General features: G+C 76.9%; 17 protein-coding genes. 9 read left to right on the forward strand and 8 right to left on the reverse strand.

Translation table 11 applies throughout. The features are described 5' to 3' along the window. Nucleotides 1-103: 103 nt before the first annotated feature. The 5 genes from QMQ26_RS16195 to QMQ26_RS16215 all read left to right on the forward strand — a co-directional run bounded on the left by QMQ26_RS16195 (nucleotide 104) and on the right by QMQ26_RS16215 (nucleotide 3,296). Nucleotides 104-469, forward strand: a complete 366-nt coding sequence (locus QMQ26_RS16195; RefSeq protein WP_100837584.1) for a YidH family protein — start codon at nucleotides 104-106, stop codon at nucleotides 467-469. Then, on the forward strand, nucleotides 466-789 hold the full coding sequence (locus tag QMQ26_RS16200; RefSeq protein WP_282206136.1) for a DUF202 domain-containing protein: 324 nt from the start codon (nucleotides 466-468) through the stop codon (nucleotides 787-789). Before QMQ26_RS16195 ends, QMQ26_RS16200 begins: the two co-directional genes overlap by 4 nt. 191 nt (nucleotides 790-980) lie before the next feature. Next, complete coding sequence (gene tatA / locus QMQ26_RS16205; protein WP_282206137.1) at nucleotides 981-1,256, forward strand: Sec-independent protein translocase subunit TatA; 276 nt, start codon at nucleotides 981-983, stop codon at nucleotides 1,254-1,256. Between the two features lie 163 nt (nucleotides 1,257-1,419). Continuing rightward, the gene (locus QMQ26_RS16210) at nucleotides 1,420-2,796 is read left to right on the forward strand and encodes a hypothetical protein (protein ID WP_282206138.1); all 1,377 of its coding nucleotides are present in this window, start codon (nucleotides 1,420-1,422) and stop codon (nucleotides 2,794-2,796) included. Continuing rightward, nucleotides 2,793-3,296, forward strand: coding sequence for a potassium channel family protein (locus QMQ26_RS16215; protein ID WP_282206139.1), 504 nt, complete (start codon nucleotides 2,793-2,795; stop codon nucleotides 3,294-3,296). The genes QMQ26_RS16210 and QMQ26_RS16215 overlap by 4 nt, the downstream gene beginning before the upstream one ends. Nucleotides 3,297-3,302: 6 nt before the next feature. On the opposite strand, the gene QMQ26_RS16220 is transcribed toward QMQ26_RS16215, so the two are convergent. The 4 genes from QMQ26_RS16220 to QMQ26_RS16235 all read right to left on the reverse strand — a co-directional run bounded on the left by QMQ26_RS16220 (nucleotide 3,303) and on the right by QMQ26_RS16235 (nucleotide 7,043). Continuing rightward, nucleotides 3,303-4,892: a protein kinase domain-containing protein gene (locus QMQ26_RS16220; RefSeq protein WP_282206140.1), complete on the reverse strand. Its 1,590-nt coding sequence runs from the start codon at nucleotides 4,890-4,892 to the stop codon at nucleotides 3,303-3,305. A gap of 63 nt (nucleotides 4,893-4,955) precedes the next feature. Further along, on the reverse strand, nucleotides 4,956-5,108 hold the full coding sequence (locus QMQ26_RS16225) for a hypothetical protein (protein ID WP_158585402.1): 153 nt from the start codon (nucleotides 5,106-5,108) through the stop codon (nucleotides 4,956-4,958). Between the two features lie 226 nt (nucleotides 5,109-5,334). Then, nucleotides 5,335-6,228 (reverse strand): hypothetical protein, encoded by an 894-nt coding sequence (locus tag QMQ26_RS16230; RefSeq protein WP_282206141.1) that lies wholly within the window; start codon nucleotides 6,226-6,228, stop codon nucleotides 5,335-5,337. Beyond that, the gene (locus QMQ26_RS16235; protein ID WP_282206534.1) at nucleotides 6,225-7,043 is read right to left on the reverse strand and encodes an RNA polymerase sigma factor; all 819 of its coding nucleotides are present in this window, start codon (nucleotides 7,041-7,043) and stop codon (nucleotides 6,225-6,227) included. The genes QMQ26_RS16230 and QMQ26_RS16235 overlap by 4 nt, the downstream gene beginning before the upstream one ends. Nucleotides 7,044-7,320: 277 nt before the next feature. Here QMQ26_RS16235 and QMQ26_RS16240 point away from each other — a divergent pair, with 277 nt between their 5' ends. The 3 genes from QMQ26_RS16240 (at nucleotide 7,321) to QMQ26_RS16250 (ending at nucleotide 9,573) form a co-directional block, all read left to right on the forward strand. Continuing rightward, nucleotides 7,321-8,019, forward strand: coding sequence for a hypothetical protein (locus QMQ26_RS16240; RefSeq protein ID WP_282206142.1), 699 nt, complete (start codon nucleotides 7,321-7,323; stop codon nucleotides 8,017-8,019). Nucleotides 8,020-8,100: 81 nt separating this feature from the next. Beyond that, nucleotides 8,101-8,802 (forward strand): tyrosine-protein phosphatase, encoded by a 702-nt coding sequence (locus QMQ26_RS16245; protein ID WP_282206143.1) that lies wholly within the window; start codon nucleotides 8,101-8,103, stop codon nucleotides 8,800-8,802. A gap of 69 nt (nucleotides 8,803-8,871) precedes the next feature. Beyond that, nucleotides 8,872-9,573, forward strand: coding sequence for a class I SAM-dependent DNA methyltransferase (locus QMQ26_RS16250; protein ID WP_282206144.1), 702 nt, complete (start codon nucleotides 8,872-8,874; stop codon nucleotides 9,571-9,573). A gap of 39 nt (nucleotides 9,574-9,612) precedes the next feature. On the opposite strand, the gene QMQ26_RS16255 is transcribed toward QMQ26_RS16250, so the two are convergent. Next, nucleotides 9,613-10,107 (reverse strand): NUDIX domain-containing protein, encoded by a 495-nt coding sequence (locus QMQ26_RS16255; protein WP_111553811.1) that lies wholly within the window; start codon nucleotides 10,105-10,107, stop codon nucleotides 9,613-9,615. A gap of 73 nt (nucleotides 10,108-10,180) precedes the next feature. Beyond that, nucleotides 10,181-10,480 carry a hypothetical protein gene (locus tag QMQ26_RS16260; RefSeq protein ID WP_282206145.1) on the reverse strand — a complete coding sequence of 100 codons (300 nt, stop codon included), beginning with the start codon at nucleotides 10,478-10,480 and terminating at the stop codon, nucleotides 10,181-10,183. Between the two features lie 125 nt (nucleotides 10,481-10,605). On the opposite strand from QMQ26_RS16260, the gene QMQ26_RS16265 reads away from it, so the two are divergent. Continuing rightward, nucleotides 10,606-13,074: a lysylphosphatidylglycerol synthase transmembrane domain-containing protein gene (locus QMQ26_RS16265; RefSeq protein ID WP_282206146.1), complete on the forward strand. Its 2,469-nt coding sequence runs from the start codon at nucleotides 10,606-10,608 to the stop codon at nucleotides 13,072-13,074. A 112-nt stretch (nucleotides 13,075-13,186) separates the two neighbouring features. Here the strand turns inward: QMQ26_RS16265 and QMQ26_RS16270 are convergent, their stop codons facing one another. Both QMQ26_RS16270 and QMQ26_RS16275 read right to left on the reverse strand, forming a co-directional pair. Further along, the gene (locus QMQ26_RS16270) at nucleotides 13,187-13,414 is read right to left on the reverse strand and encodes a hypothetical protein (RefSeq protein WP_100837571.1); all 228 of its coding nucleotides are present in this window, start codon (nucleotides 13,412-13,414) and stop codon (nucleotides 13,187-13,189) included. A gap of 139 nt (nucleotides 13,415-13,553) precedes the next feature. Further along, nucleotides 13,554-14,366, reverse strand: a complete 813-nt coding sequence (locus QMQ26_RS16275; RefSeq protein WP_100837570.1) for an ABC transporter ATP-binding protein — start codon at nucleotides 14,364-14,366, stop codon at nucleotides 13,554-13,556. Between the last annotated feature and the right edge of the window lie 9 nt (nucleotides 14,367-14,375).

A 14,375-nucleotide genomic window follows, 5' to 3' on the forward strand; every position in this document is an offset into this window, starting at 1 on the left:
GCCCTTCCCGCGGCCTCACCGGCGTCCACCCGCCGCCGCGCGCGGTCCCGCACGTTTCCGGTCCGTCCGTGCGTGCCGCTCCCGCTCGGCCTAGGGTCGCGGTATGGCGGCGGAGGACGCGGGGCCGGAGGAGCAGCCGGAGGAACTGGACTACCGGTTCACCCTGGCCAACGAGCGGACCTTCCTGGCCTGGATCAGGACGGCGCTGGCGCTGCTCGCGGGGGCGGTGGGGCTGGACCAGCTGACGCCGGACCTGGCGCCGGTGCCGGTGCGGGTGGTGCTCTCGGTGCTGCTGGCGGCGGGCGGGGCCGGGCTGGGGGTGGCGGCCTACCGGCGGTGGGTGCGGGTGGAACGGGCGATGCGGGCGGGCGGTCCGCTGCCGGCGACCCGGATCATGCCGGTGCTGACGGTGTGCGTGGCGCTCGCGGCGGCGGTGTTCTCGGCGCTGATCGTCGGCTGGTCGCGGTGAGCGCCGCCCCGCGCGATCCGGGCCTCCAGCCGGAGCGGACGCTGCTGGCCTGGAGCCGCACCGCACTGGTGCTGGCCGCGGACGCGCTGCTGGTGCTGCGGACCGGCTACCTCCGGCGGTCGCCCGGACTGGCGGCGCTGGGCGGGGTGTTGGCGCTGGCGGCGGCCGGGCTGTACGCGTACGGGGTGCGGCGGCGCAGTGCGGTGGAACACGATCCGCACGTTTCGGCGGGCCGGTGGTGGATGCGCGGGCTGACCGCGGTGGTGGTGCTGGCGGCGGGCGGGGCCGCCTGGTCGGTGCTGGTGAACACGGGTAGATGAGGTCCCGGGGGCGGCTTCCGGGGCCGGACGGGTGGTGCAGACCACATGACTCGGATCACCTGTTTTTCGGCGGCTGTTTGCCGACCGGTGTATACGTTCGCCGACAAGGCCAGGCATACTGGCCGAGTCGGGCGTTCCGTCCGGCCCAGACGTCACAGCGAGAACTTCCATGAAAGGACCGGTGGTCAGGGATGTTCCGTAACGGTCTTGAGCCCTGGCACATCATCATCGTCCTGGTGGTGCTGGTCCTGCTGTTCGGCTCGAAGAAGCTCCCCGAGATGGCCCGCGGTCTCGGCAAGTCGATGCGCATCCTGAAGGCCGAGACCAAGGCCCTGCGCGAGGACGACGCCCCCGCCGAGGCCCCGAACGCCACCGCCGCCTCGCAGGCCGAGCAGGTCCGCCCGGCCGTCGAGCCGGTCGTCGTCACCAAGACGACCGAGACGACCACGAAGTCGACCACGGCCTGACGCCGCGTCGGCCCCCGGCCGACCCGCCCGCCGTACCGGAGCCCCCGGCCCGTCGCCCCGACGGACCGGGGGCTCCGGCGTGTCGCCGCACCCGGGTGGCTGACCGTTTTGTTCTGGTATCTCCTGGTATTCACCTGACGGCGGATCACCTGGGAGGCACCGGATGGCGGCGGACCCGTCGGGCGATCGGGAACTCGCGGAGCTGCGCGAACGGATCGCCGTCCTGGAGCACCGGGAGCACCGGGAGCAGGGGCCGCCCCGGCGGGAGCACCACCGGGTGCGGTCCTTCCTCGCGGTGCTGCTGATCGTGCTGGCCGCGGTGCTCACCCCGCTCGGGGTGGTCGCCGCGTGGAGCAAGTCGCAGGTGACCGACACCGGCCGGTTCGTGTCGACGATGGCGCCGCTGGCCTCCGACCCGTCGGTGCAGAACGCGCTCACCGACCGGGTGACCACCGCGGTGATGCAGCAACTGCCGATCACCGACCTGCTGAACGAGGTCGCCCCCGCCGACCGGCCGCTGCTGGACGCCGCGCTGGGCCGGCTGGGTCCCGCGCTGACCAGCGGGCTGACCGGGTTCGTCCACGACCAGGTGCTGCGGTTCGTGCGGTCCGACGCCTTCGCCACCCTCTGGACCGGCGTGCTGCGCAACGCGCACGCCGCGTTCGACAAGGTGCTGACCGGGCAGGGCGGCGGCGCGGTGCAGGTGCGGGGCGACACCGTCAGCCTGGACCTGGCGCCGGTGATCGCCGCGGTGAAGGACCGACTGGTGGCCAACGGGCTGGGGCTGGCCTCGAAGATCCCGGAGGTGCACACCGACTACACGCTGGTGCAGTCGGACGCGGTGCGGAAGGCGCAGACCGGGCTGCGGGTGCTCGACCTGGCCGGGTTCTGGGTGCCGGTGCTGGCGGTGCTGTGCGCGGTCGGCGGAGTCCTGCTCGCGGTGCGGCCCCGCCCGGCCACCGTCGGGGCGGCGCTCGGGATGGCCGCCGGGGCGGTGCTGCTGGGCGCCGGGCTGAGCGTGTTCCGGACGGTCTACCTGGACAAGCTGCCCGCCGACGTCGACCAGGCCGCCGCGATGGCGGTGTACGACACCCTGGTGCGCTACCTGCGGGCGGGCATCCGGATGGTGCTGGCGCTGGGCGTGGTGATCGCGCTGGCCGCCTGGCTGACCGGGCCCGGGCGGCGGGCCGGTCGGGTGCGGCGGCTGTGGGGCTCCGGCCTGGGCGCGGTGCGGCAGGCCGCCGAGGGGCTCGGCCTGCGGCTGGGCCCGGTCGGTCGGCTCGTGCACCGCTGGAAGTCCTGGCTGGGCTGGGGCGCGGTCGTCGTCGCCGCCGTCGTGCTGCTGACCTGGAGCTACCCGACCGCGGCCGTGGTGCTGTGGATGGCGCTGGTGCTGCTGGCCTTCCTGGCCGTGCTGGAGTTCCTGGACGCACCCGCAGACACCCCCGCCGACGGCTCGGCCCGGCCGCCCGCCGGACCGCCGGGACCGCCCGGACCGGCGGCCGGACCGCCCGCCGACGAGAAGGCCGCACCGGCGTGAGGGAGGCGGCCCGGACGTACCTCGCCCTGCTGGGCGGCCCGGTGCTGCTGCTGACGGCCTACTTCACGGTGCCGCTGGGCTGGTTCGGGCCGCACCACGCGGCGGTCAGCTGGACGGTGTTCGGCACGCTGCTGGCCGTGCTCGGCGTCGGGCTGCTGCGCGAGGCTCGGATGCAGGTGCTCGGGCGGTCCCGGCGCCCGGCGCCGCGCATCCTGACCCTGCTGTGCGCCGCGCTGGTGGTGTTCGCCGCCGCCTACCTGGGGATGTCCCGGCAGCCCGGCGAACTGGACGGGCTGATCACCAAGGTCGACGCGCTGTACTTCACGGTGATCACCATGGCGACCGTCGGGTACGGCGACATCCACCCGTCCGGGCAGGCCGCCCGGGTCGTGGTGATGCTCCAACTGCTGTACACCTTCGTCTTCCTGACCACCGGGGTGACCGCGCTGACCCGGCAGGTGAAGACCCGGGCGGCGCGGCGGGCCCGGCACGAGGAGTAGCGCGGGTCAGTCGTCCTGCTGGGCGGCCTGGGCGTGCACCGCCGCGACCAGGGCGCCGAGCCGGACCTGCCAGCCCGCCAGCAGCGGGGCCGCCGCGGCCTTGTGGCGCTGGAGGTCGCGGACCAGCTTCTGGGCGTCCTTGAGGGAGTCCTCGGCGTCGGACGGGTGCCGGTCGTTGACGGCCCGGGTCGCCTCGTCCAGCAGCCCGGTCAGGTCGTCCTGCTTGTCCCGGTCCCGGCTGAACTCGGCCTGCGCCACGTCGGCCCGCAGCTGGGCGAGCTGGCCGACCAGGGCGCCGCCCTTGGGCGACGTGGAGGGCTTGGGCGAGGTGCTGGGCTTCCCGGACGCGGACGCCGACGGCGACGGGGAGGCCGACGGCGACGGGGACCGCGACGGGGGCGGGGCCGCGGTGGTGGCGGCGGCGGCCGTCGGCGCGGGGGTGGACGCGGCCGCCGGGGCGGGGTCGCCGCCGCCGCTGAGCGAGAACGCCACGATGCCCGCCACGCAGACGAACACCGCCGCGCCGACGCCCGCGTACACCAGCGGGTTGCGGCCGTGCCGGGGCGCGGGCTCCTCCTCCGCGAAGCGGGACGGGGAGAGCAGCGGGGCCGCCACCGGCGGCAGCACCGAGGTGCGCTGCGGCTCGGCCCACGGCTGCTGCGGCTGCGGCGGGTACGGCTGCTGCGGCGGGGCGGCGGGGAAGGCGGCCGCGGGGACGGGCGGCAGCACCCGGGTCGCGCCGCCGAGCAGCTCGGCGGCGCGGTCGACCGGCCCGGCCGGGACGGCGGCCAGCAGTTCGGCGGCGGCGGACCGCGCGTCGGCGGGGCGCTCGTCCGGGTGCTTGGCCAGCAGCCGGAGGATCGCGGCGTCCAGCGCGGGCGGCACGTCGGGGCGGTGCGCGGAGACCGCGAGCGGGTACTCGGTGACGTGCTTGAAGGTCACCGCGACCGGGGTGTCGGCGGTGAACGGCGGGGCGCCGACCAGCATCTCGTACAGCACGCAGCCCACCGCGTACAGGTCGGCGCGGCCGTCGACCCGGCCGGCGGTGGCCTGCTCCGGGGAGAGGTAGGCGGCGGTGCCCAGCACCGAGGCGGTCTGGGTGAGCTGCTGGCCGGCCGAGGAGCCGGCCCGGGCGATGCCGAAGTCGACGACCTTCACCCCGCCGTCCTGGGTGATCATGATGTTGCCGGGCTTGATGTCCCGGTGCACCAGGCCCTGGGCGTGCGCGGCGGCCAGCGCGTCCAGCACCGCGGCGGCGGTGCCCACGGCGCGCTCCACCGGCAGGACGCCCTGCTCGGCGATCACCCGGCCCAGGGTCGCGCCGTGCACCAGCTCCATCACCAGGTACGGGGAGCCCTGGTCGACGCCGGAGTCGAAGACCGTGACGATCCGCGGGTGCGCCAGCAGCGCGGCCGACCTGGCCTCGCGGGCGAACCGCTCGGCGAACCGCGGGTCGTCGGCCAGGCCGCCGTTGAGTACCTTGACCGCCACCGGGCGGCCCAGCTGGTGGTCCAGGGCGCGGTACACCGTGGCCATGCCCCCGACGCCGAGGATCTCGCCGAGCTCGTAGCGCCCGTTCAGTGCGCGTCCGATCATCGGATGTTCCCTCCACCTCGGTCCGGCAACCCGTGAACCATAGCGGGCCCGGCCGGGGCCGGTTCAGGGGCGCTGGACGAGCAGGGCGGCGGTCAGGGCGGCCAGGGCGGCGGCGAGCAGGGCGCGGGCCCCGCGCGGCGGGCCGCCGCCCAGGGTGCGGCGGGCGGCGCGGGCGGCGGCGCGTTCGGCGGCGGGCGAGGTGCGGGGGAAGGTCATCGCGAGCTCGCCCGGAGGTGCGGTCGGTGGGTCACCGTGGCTCCAGGGTGTTCGGGCGGTACGGGCGGGCCGGGCTCCGGACGGACGGTGGACCCGGGGGAGCCCGGCCGCCCGTCCGGAGCGGTTCCCCGACCGGCGGCGGACCCGGGGGAGTCTTCGGCCGGTCGGAGCTGTCCCGGACGGACGGGGGCCCGGGGGAGCCCGTCGTCCGTCCGGAGTCTCGGTGTCAGTCCTGGCCGCTCCCCCCGTCGGCCGGCCGGTCGGACCCGGTGCGCCCCCACCGGCCGGCCGGGAACGACGGCCAGGACGGGGCGGACCGGCCCGGGGCGCTCGACCGGCCCGGGGCGGTCGAGGGCCGGTCGCGGCCCTCCCCGCCCGGCTGGTCCCAGCCGCGCGCGGCGAGCAGCGCGCAGAAGCCGGCCACCTTCTCCGGGGCGCCGGCCGCCTTCAGCAGCTCGGCCAGTTCCGGGACGGCGGCCGCCTCCCGGGGCCGGCTGCCGGACGCGACCCGCCCGGCGAAGCCCTCGCACAGCCGCACCAGGTCCGGCAGGTCGGCCGGGCCGGTGGCGGACGGCGCGGGGGGCCGGGTCGGGCTGCCGCCCGGGCGGGGGGTGCCCGTCGGCGGCCGGCCGGTGCGCTCGGCACCGGGGCTCCCGGACGCGGTGGCGGGCGCGGGGGTGGACGGCGCGGGCGCGGGCGCGGTGCCGGTGGCCGTCGGGGACGGGGCGGGGCCGCCCAGGGCCTCCGGCAGCCGGCCGTGTCCGGCCGCGACCGCGACGCCGCCCACGGCGGTCACCCCCAGCGCGACGGCCACGGCCTTCGCGCTGAGCGCCCGTGCGAGCGCGGTGTCCGCCATCTTCCGTCTCCGGTGCTGCGTCGGGGCCGACTGGCGACGAGCCTGCCGGAACGCGGCCACGGCCTCCTCCTCGCCGGGCAGCGGGCCGTCGCCGGCCGCCTCGCCCGTCGCGGCGGCGGCGAGCAGGGCGGCGAGCTCCGGCCGTCCGGGCGCGGACCGCCGTCCGGCGGAGGGGTCCTGACCGGCCTCCGGGTCGACCGTGGCACCGCCGAGCAACTGCTCGGCGGCGGCGCGATCGATCCGGCGGGATCGGTTGGTGCTCATCTCATGTCCTTCAGCGTCGGCACCTGCGCCGGTGTCACACCCCGCGCGGAAACTTTTTCCCCGGCCGTTCCCCCGGCCGTCCCGGCAGTCGTCCCACCTGCCGTCCCACCTGCGGCTCCGCCCGCTGCCCCGCCCGCGGCTCCGCCGGCCGCCCGGCGGGGCACCCCGGCGGCGGCTCCCCCGCTCTGCTCCAGCACCCGGGCCAGCCGCTTGAGCCCGCGGTGGGCGGCCATCCGGACGCTGCCGGAGCGCTTGCCGAGCACCTTCGCGGCGCTCTCCGCGTCCAGCCCGAGCACCACCCGCAGCAGCACCGCCTCGGCCTGGTCGGGCGGCAGCGAGGCGATCAGCGCGAGCGCGTCGGAGGTGGCGACGGTGGCCATCGCCTGGCCCGCGGTGTCCTCGGCGGCGGCCAGTTCGGCGAGGTACTCCACCGGCAGGTCGGCGACCGGTCGGCGGCGCACCCGGCGCAGGTGGTCCATCGCCCGGTTGCGGGCCACCGTCGCGGCCCAGCCGCGGAACCCGTCCGCGTCGCCGCGGAAGCCCGGCAGGTCGCGGGCGATCTGCAGCCACGCCTCGGACGCGATGTCCTCGGCGTCCTCGGCCCGCCCGCCGACCAGCACCCGCAGGTAGCGCAGCAGCCCCGGCTGGACGGCCCGGAACAGGACCCGGAACGCCTCCTCGTCGCCCGCCTGGGCGGCGCGGACGGCCGCGGCGAGGTCGGCCCGCCGGGCGGGCGGACGGTCCGGTCCGGAGGGGCGGTCGAGCCGCTCCCCGTCGTCCGCCCCGTGGTGTTCAGCTCTGTGCACCCGCCACATCATGCGGCATCCGGGGGAACGCTCCCACCGCCGGGGCGCGGCCCGGCCGGTGACGGACCGGTGGTGGAGCCGGGCCCGCCCGGCGCGGGGCCGACCCGGCCCGGTCGGCCGTCAGCCCGGCTCGGTGTCCCGGGCCGCAGGGCCCGAGCCGGACCGACCTTCGTCCCGCCGACCGCTGTCCTTCGCCCGCGGTCCGCCCCCACTCACCCGCCATACCGTGCACATAAGGGGCAATTCACCCCGATTCCACCCGTGGACGAGGAGGCCGGGAACCGGCATGCGCACCGCCCAGGAGCTGTACACGACGGGGATACGCGACCACTTCGCGCCCGCCCTGCGCGGGCTCGGCTTCCAGGGCTGGCGGCACTCCTTCTCGCTGCCCGACCGCGAGCGCTGGGCGGTGCTCGGCGTGCGCGCGGTGGTCGGCGACGGGCGGGTCCGGTACACCGTCAACCTGTCCGTCACCGACAAGGCCGCCTGGGACCGGCGCAGCATCCGTCCCGACGCCAACTCCCCCACCGGGCTGGAGCGTTGGCACTCGCACATCGGCGAGCTGCTGCCGGTCGGCGGCGAGGTCTGGTGGGAGGTGGCGCCCGGGCCGCGCTGGCTGATCGCCGTCGAGGACTCGGTGGCCGCCGTCCGCGGCTACGCGCTGCCCGAACTGCGCCGCCGGCTGGTCGCCGACGACCGCGAGCGGTACCTGGGCCAGGCCGAGCTCGACGGCGTCAACGGCGCCCTCGCCGCCGCCCACCTGGCCCGCATCCAGCGCGCCGAACTGACCGTCGGTGTCCTGGAGTTGTACGGTGCGTGGAGCCGGCACGACCCGGCCGCGCAGGCCGTCCTGGCGGGCGCCGCCCGCGGCTTCCTCTCCGTCCGGGACGCCCGCTTCCACACCGTCCGGGCGCTCGACACGCTCGGCCGGACGCTCTGGGAGTTCCGCCGCCCCGAGGACGGGAACCATCCCGGAGCGGGCTGAGTCCCTGTCAGTGGCGGTGCGCCGGAGCACCGGTGGGGCGCACGGGACGAACCGCGGGGGGCGGACATGACGGGGACGACGGTGGCAGCGCACGAGGAACGGCGGCTCGACTGGGACGGCTGCCTGAACGTCCGCGACCTCGGCCTGCTGCCCACCCGGGACGGGCGGCGCACCCGCACCGGCGCGGTGGTCCGCGCCGACAACCTCGACCGGCTCACCGCCGAGGGCCAGCACGCGCTGCTCGGGTACGGCGTGCGCACCGTCGTCGACCTGCGCGACGCCGCCGAGTACCGGCCGCTGCTGCCCGCCCCCGACGGCGTCGACCTGGTCCGCGTCCCGCTCGACGCGCTGGCCGGGCCCGACTGGTGGGCCCGGTTCGGTGCCCTGGACGGCACCCCGCTCTCGTTCCGCCCCTACCTCGACCACTGTCGGCCGGCCGTCTCCGAGCTGGTCGCCGCCGTCGCCCGGGCCCGCCCCGGCGCCGTCGTGGTGCACTGCGGGGCCGGCCGCGACCGCACCGGCCTGGCCGCCCTGGTCCTGCTCGCCCTGGCCGGGGCCACGCCCGCCGCGATCGCCGAGGACTACCTGCTCTCCGCCGCCAACCTGCGGCCGATGTGGGCGCTCCTCGACCGCCCCGAGGAGGAGGCCGGCATCGCCCGCGTCCTCGCCGACGCCGACACCACCCCCGAGCGGGCGCTGCACGAGGTCCTCGCCGAGTTCGACGCCGAGCAGTGGCTGCCCGCCGGGGACGTCGCCGCCGTCCGGGCCCGGCTGCTGGGCTGAGCCCCGGCGCGGCCGGACGGGGACTTAATCGTTCGCGGCGCGGCCGGGCGGCGCAGGATACTGCCCGGCATGACGGACTTCTCGCTGTTCGACACCCGCGGCTACCCCACCGTCGACGTCCGCACCGGCTACGCCGGGTGGGTCGACAGCTACGAGAGCACCGTGCAGGACGCGATGGACCTCGACGTGCTGGCGGCGCTCGCCGTCCCGCGCTGGGCCGACGCCGCCACCGCCGTCGACCTCGGCTGCGGCACCGGCCGCACCGGCGCCTGGCTGCGCGGGCGCGGCGTCGGCGCGGTGGACGGGGTCGACCTCACCCCCGAGATGCTCGCCCGCGCCCGCGAGCGCGGCGCGCACCGGCGGCTGGTCGAGGGCGACCTCGCCGCGACCGGCCTGGCCACCGGCGGCTACGACCTGGCCGCCTGCTCCCTCGTCGACGAGCACCTCCCCGACCTCGGCCCGCTCTACCGCGAGGCCCACCGGCTGGTCCGCCCCGGCGGCCTGTTCGTGCTGGTCGGCCTGCACCCCGCCTTCATCATGGCCGCGGGCATGCCCACCCACTACGACGGCCCGGACGGCCCGATCGCCATCACCACCCACGTCCACCTGGTCAGCGACCACCTCACGGCCGGGCTGGCGGCGGGCTGGCGGCTCGCCGAGATGCGCGAGGAGGTGGTCGGCGACCGGTGGACGGCCCTCAAGCCCAAGTGGGAGCGCCACCGCGGCCAGCCGGTCTCGGCGGCGTACGTCTGGCGGAGCGAGCAGGGGTAGGTGGGGGCGCGGGCGGGGGCCTCCCGGCCTCGCGGCCCGTCACCAGCCGGAGTTCGGGGCGGTCACGACCCGGGTGCGGCCGTCCGCCCGGGCGGCGAGGGCCGCTTCGAGGCGCAGGGCGCGGGCCGGACCGACCAGGGCGAGCGCCTCGGGGACGGGGGCCCAGCGGTAGGCGTCGAGTTCGCCCGGCGGGAGGGTGATCGGGGTGTCGGCCGGGAAGACGCCCAGGTCGAAGAGGAAGTGGCAGGCGGGGTGGTCGAGTTCGCCGCTCGGGTTGGTCCAGGCGACGGTCAGCAGGTCGCCGGCCTCGCGGTGCAGCCCGGTCTCCTCGTGGAGTTCGCGGGTCGCGCACTGCCGCGGGTCCTCGCCGAGGTCGACGGTGCCGCCGACGAACTGCCAGCCGGGGCGGTAGCCCGGCTTGACGATCAGGACCCGGCCGTCGGGGTCGGTGATCAGGCAGCCCGCGGCGGCGTAGACGCGGTGCAGGGAGGCGAGCCACTCCTCGCGGGAGGCGAACTCGGGGGTGTCGGCCATGGCGCTCCTTCGGCGGGGGCGTGAATCTGCGGCCCCACTCTCCCACCCCCGCCGGGGTGTTCGCCGGGGCGTCTCAGTGCGCCGAGTGCCGTTCCGCGCCGCGGTGCCGGTGGCCCGGCAGGCTGGAATGGAGGGCGGGCCCGTCGGCCGGGCCGACCCCGGTGGGCATCCGGTGGCCGCCGTGGCCGAACGGCTCGTCGCCGTGGCCGAACGGTTCGTCGCCGTGATGGGGGCCGGTGCGGGTGGCGAGGGCGCCGCCGGCCTGCGGCTGCGGGGCGAGGGGCGCCGGATCGGCGGCCATGCCGCGCTGCTCCAGCAGTTCCCGGGTGCCCCGGCGGAGCATGGCCGTCCGGTCGGTCGATCGCTCGGTCATCGTCGATCTCCCTTCATTCCTTCATCAGTCCGATATGCCCGTTTATCGACGCGTGTACACCCGGGTGCACCGGCCCCCTTGCCGGAACGGCCGGACCGGGTCGGGGCGGTGTGGGACCATGCCGCGTGGCCACGGTGATACAAGCCGACGAATCCGAGGAGTCCCGGACGCCCCCGCCCCCGGCGCGGGCCGGGCGGGCGGACCGCGTCCGCCACCCCGCCGCGCTGATCCGGCTGGTCGCCGGGGTCTGCTGGATTCTGCTGGTGCTGCTGCTGGCCGGGTACGCCCGGTCCTCCGTCTTCGGCCTGGACAGCGACGTGGCCCGCGGCCTCGACCTGCTGCCCTGGCCGCCCGCCAAGCTCACCGCCGCGCTGTGCGGCGCCGCGCTGCTCACCGTCCCGCTCGGCTTCGCCCTCGACCGGGTGCTGCGCGCCGACGGCCGCCGGGTCGCCGACGCCGTACTGGCCGCCGTCCTCGCCTACGGCCTCTCGCTCGGCCTGGACCTGCTGATCGGCGACCTCGCCACCCTCACCCACCCGCTGCCCGTCGGCCCCGGCCGCACCGACCCGGTGTACGGGCACCTCGCGCCGGTGCTGGCCTTCATGACCGCCCTGGGCACCGCCGGGCGGCGGCGCTGGCGCACCGCGCTGGGCGTCACGCTCGGCCTGTCCGGCCTGTCCGGGCTGATCACCGGGTACGCCACCCCGCTGTCGCTGGCGCTGGCCCTGCTGCTGGGCTGGACCACCGCGCACGCCGCCCGGTACGCCGTCGGCGAGCCGGTCGCCTCGCCCACCGAGGGCCAGATCGCCACCGCCCTGGCCGGCTCCGGCGTCCGCCCGGACACCGTGCTCACCCTGGGGACCGGCCGCTACCTGGTCACCCAGCACGACGGCCGTCCCGACCTCGACGTCCACCTGCTCGACCGGTACGCGCAGGCCAGCGGGCTGCTCGGCCACCTGTGGCTGGCGCTGCGGCTGCGCACCGCGCCCCGCCCGCTCGGCCTGCGCCCGCTGCGCGCCGGGCTGGAGCACCAGACCCTGCTCGGCCACGCCGCGTCCGCCGCCGGGGCCCGCACCCGGCTGCCCGTCGCGGTGGTCGAACTCGGCCCGGACGCCGCCCTGGTGGCCTACCGGCGGATCGACGCCCGGCCGTTCGCCGAACTCTTCGCCGAGCCGGCCGCGCCCGGCGACGACCCGGCGGACGGTGTCCCGTACGACGACCTCCCCGACGGCCCCACCGACGCCGAACTGCGCGACGCCTGGCAGCAGTTGGCGCTGCTCCAGCGGCGCCGGATCGCCCACCGCTCGCTCTCCCCGAACACCGTGCTGCTGGACGCCGAGGGCAAGGTCCACCTGGTCGGGCTGGCCCGCGGCGAGATCGCCGCGAGCGAACTGCTGCTGCGGCTGGACGTCGCCGGGCTGCTCGCCGTGCTGGCCGTGCACGCCGGGCCGGAACGGGCGGTGCGGGCCGCGATCGAGGTGCTCGGGCCCGGCCCGGTCGGCACCGCGCTGCCGCTGCTGCAACCGATCGCGCTGGCCCGCGACACCCGGGCCGCGCTGGCCCGGCACCGGAACCTGACCGCCGACCTGCGGGCCGAGGTGCAGCGCCGGATGCCGCAGGCCACCGCCGTGCCCGTCCGGTTGGAGCGGCTGCGCCCGCGCACCCTGCTCACCGTCGCCGCCTGCGTCGCGGTCGGGTACGCGCTGCTGCAGTTCCTGTTCGGCAGCGACGGCAACCCGATCGCCCTGGTCGCCCAGTCCGACCCGCTGTGGCTGGCCGGCGCGGCGCTCTGGGCGGCGGCCAGCTACCCCGTGGCGACCTTCGCGTTCAGCGGCTTCGTCCCCGAGCAGCTGTCGTTCCGCGCCACGCTGGCCGCCCAGACGGCCGGCTCGTTCGTGAAGGTGGTCGCGCCCGGCGGCGTCGGCGGCCTCGCCCTGAACACCCGCTACCTCCAGTGCGCGGGCATCCCCACCGCGCAGGCGATGTCCAGCATCGGCGTCAGCCAGCTGTTCGGCCTGGTGCTGCACATGCTCCAGCTCGCCGTGTTCAGCGCCCTGGTCGGCGTGGACGGCACCCCGCCCGGGGCCGAGTCCGCACCGTCGGCCGGCGGCTGGGTGCTCTGGCTGGCCGGGGCGGCCGGCGCGGTGGTCGCGGTGTCGGTCGCCGCGGTGCCCTCGCTGCGGCGGCGCGCCCAGACCCTGCTGCGGCCGCTGCGCGCCGAGGTGCTGCCGCGCCTGCTCGACCTGGCCCAGCAGCCCGGACGGCTGGCCACCGGGGTGGCCGGGCAGCTGCTGGTGTCGATGTGCTTCGTGCTGTGCCTGTACTGCTGCACCCGGGCGGTCGGCCAGGACCCGGCCTTCAACGCCGTCGCGGTGAGCTTCCTGGCCGGGAACGCGGCGGGCAACGTGATCCCGACGCCGGGCGGCGTGGGCGGGGTCGAGGCCCTGATGCCCACCATGCTGACGTTCACCGGGCACATCGACCACGCCGGTGCGATGGCCTCCGTCGTGCTGTTCCGGCTGCTCACCTTCATGCTGCCGGTGCTGCCGGGCTGGGCCGCCTTCGCCTGGCTCAAGCACCGCCGGGCGATCTGAGCCGAGCCCGGCGGCACCGGGGAGCCGGCGGCACCGAGAGGCCGGCGGGAGCGGCGGGCGGAGGAGAGCGGTGGGCCGAGGGGAGCGGCGGGCCGAGGGGAGCGGCGGGCCGCTACTCCCGGTAGTCCTCGTCCTCCAGCGCGACCTCGCGGACCTGCTCCACCGCGTCGCCCTCGTCCGCGGGCTCCGCGCCCCGCTCGCGCCGCTGCCGCAACACCTCCAGGTCGTCCACCTCCGGCTCGGCCGCCGCCCGGTCCTGGTCGGCGGCCTCCAGCACGGTCGGGGACTGCTCGTCCTGCTCGTCCTCGGGATACTCCGGGTTCTCCGCATTGACACGCATACCGCCAGTATCCGACCGAACCCCGGGGAACCCGAGCCTTTCCGGCGGCGGGTCCCGAATCCGCCGCCCGGGCCGCCGCCGGGGCCGCCGCCCGGCCGGGGCCCGTACGCGCGGGCTCAGGGCTCGGCGCGGAGCGGCCTCAGGACTGGGCGGGGGCCCGGCGCTTGGCGGACGGGACGACCAGCGGGGTGCCGGTCTCCGGGTCGGGGATGACCCGGCAGGGCAGCCGGAAGACCTCCTCGACCAGTTCGGCGGTGACCACCTCCTGCGGCGGACCGGCCGCCACCAGCCGGCCGTCGCGCAGGGCGACCAGGTGGGTGGCGTAGCGGGCGGCCTGGTTGAGGTCGTGCAGGACGGCGACCAGGGTGCGGCCCTGCTCCTGGTGCAGGCGGGCGCACAGGTCGAGGACCTCCATCTGGTGCGCGATGTCCAGGTAGGTGGTGGGCTCGTCGAGCAGCAGCAGCGGGGTCTGCTGGGCCAGCGCCATCGCGATCCAGACCCGCTGGCGCTGGCCGCCGGAGAGCTCGTCCACCGGCCGGTCGGCGAGTTCGGCGACGCCGGTGTCGGCCATCGCCTCGGCCACCACCCGCTCGTCCTCGGTCGACCACTGCCGCAGCACGCCCTGGTGCGGGTAGCGGCCGCGGGAGACCAGCTCGGCGACGGTGATGCCGTCCGGGGCGATGGACGACTGCGGCAGCAGGCCCAGGGTCCGGGCGACCTGCTTGGCGGGCAGCGTGGCGATCGACCGCCCGTCCAGCAGCACCTGCCCGGCGACCGGCTTGAGCGTCCGGGACAGCGCGCGCAGCAGGGTGGACTTGCCGCAGGCGTTCGGGCCGACCACCACGGTGAAGGAGTGGTCGGGGATGTCGACGGTCAGGCCCTCGGCGATGGTGCGCTTGTCGTAGGCGAGGGTCAGGTCGCGGCCGGCCAGGCGCGGCTCGGGCTGGGCCATCAAGGGCTC

Origin of the sequence: Kitasatospora fiedleri, from assembly GCF_948472415.1 — a bacterium.
GTDB lineage: Bacteria > Actinomycetota > Actinomycetes > Streptomycetales > Streptomycetaceae > Kitasatospora > Kitasatospora fiedleri.

Coding starts and splice junctions, on each gene's coding strand:
- QMQ26_RS16250 (WP_282206144.1), top strand. CDS start 8,872: ATGACGGACTTCTCGCTGTTCGACACCCGCGGCTACCCCACCGTCGAC.
- QMQ26_RS16270 (WP_100837571.1), bottom strand. CDS start 13,414: ATGCGTGTCAATGCGGAGAACCCGGAGTATCCCGAGGACGAGCAGGAC.
- QMQ26_RS16210 (WP_282206138.1), top strand. CDS start 1,420: ATGGCGGCGGACCCGTCGGGCGATCGGGAACTCGCGGAGCTGCGCGAA.
- QMQ26_RS16240 (WP_282206142.1), top strand. CDS start 7,321: ATGCGCACCGCCCAGGAGCTGTACACGACGGGGATACGCGACCACTTC.
- QMQ26_RS16275 (WP_100837570.1), bottom strand. CDS start 14,366: ATGGCCCAGCCCGAGCCGCGCCTGGCCGGCCGCGACCTGACCCTCGCC.
- tatA (WP_282206137.1), top strand. CDS start 981: ATGTTCCGTAACGGTCTTGAGCCCTGGCACATCATCATCGTCCTGGTG.
- QMQ26_RS16220 (WP_282206140.1), bottom strand. CDS start 4,892: ATGATCGGACGCGCACTGAACGGGCGCTACGAGCTCGGCGAGATCCTC.
- QMQ26_RS16195 (WP_100837584.1), top strand. CDS start 104: ATGGCGGCGGAGGACGCGGGGCCGGAGGAGCAGCCGGAGGAACTGGAC.
- QMQ26_RS16225 (WP_158585402.1), bottom strand. CDS start 5,108: ATGACCTTCCCCCGCACCTCGCCCGCCGCCGAACGCGCCGCCGCCCGC.
- QMQ26_RS16255 (WP_111553811.1), bottom strand. CDS start 10,107: ATGGCCGACACCCCCGAGTTCGCCTCCCGCGAGGAGTGGCTCGCCTCC.
- QMQ26_RS16235 (WP_282206534.1), bottom strand. CDS start 7,043: ATGTGGCGGGTGCACAGAGCTGAACACCACGGGGCGGACGACGGGGAG.
- QMQ26_RS16230 (WP_282206141.1), bottom strand. CDS start 6,228: ATGAGCACCAACCGATCCCGCCGGATCGATCGCGCCGCCGCCGAGCAG.
- QMQ26_RS16260 (WP_282206145.1), bottom strand. CDS start 10,480: ATGACCGAGCGATCGACCGACCGGACGGCCATGCTCCGCCGGGGCACC.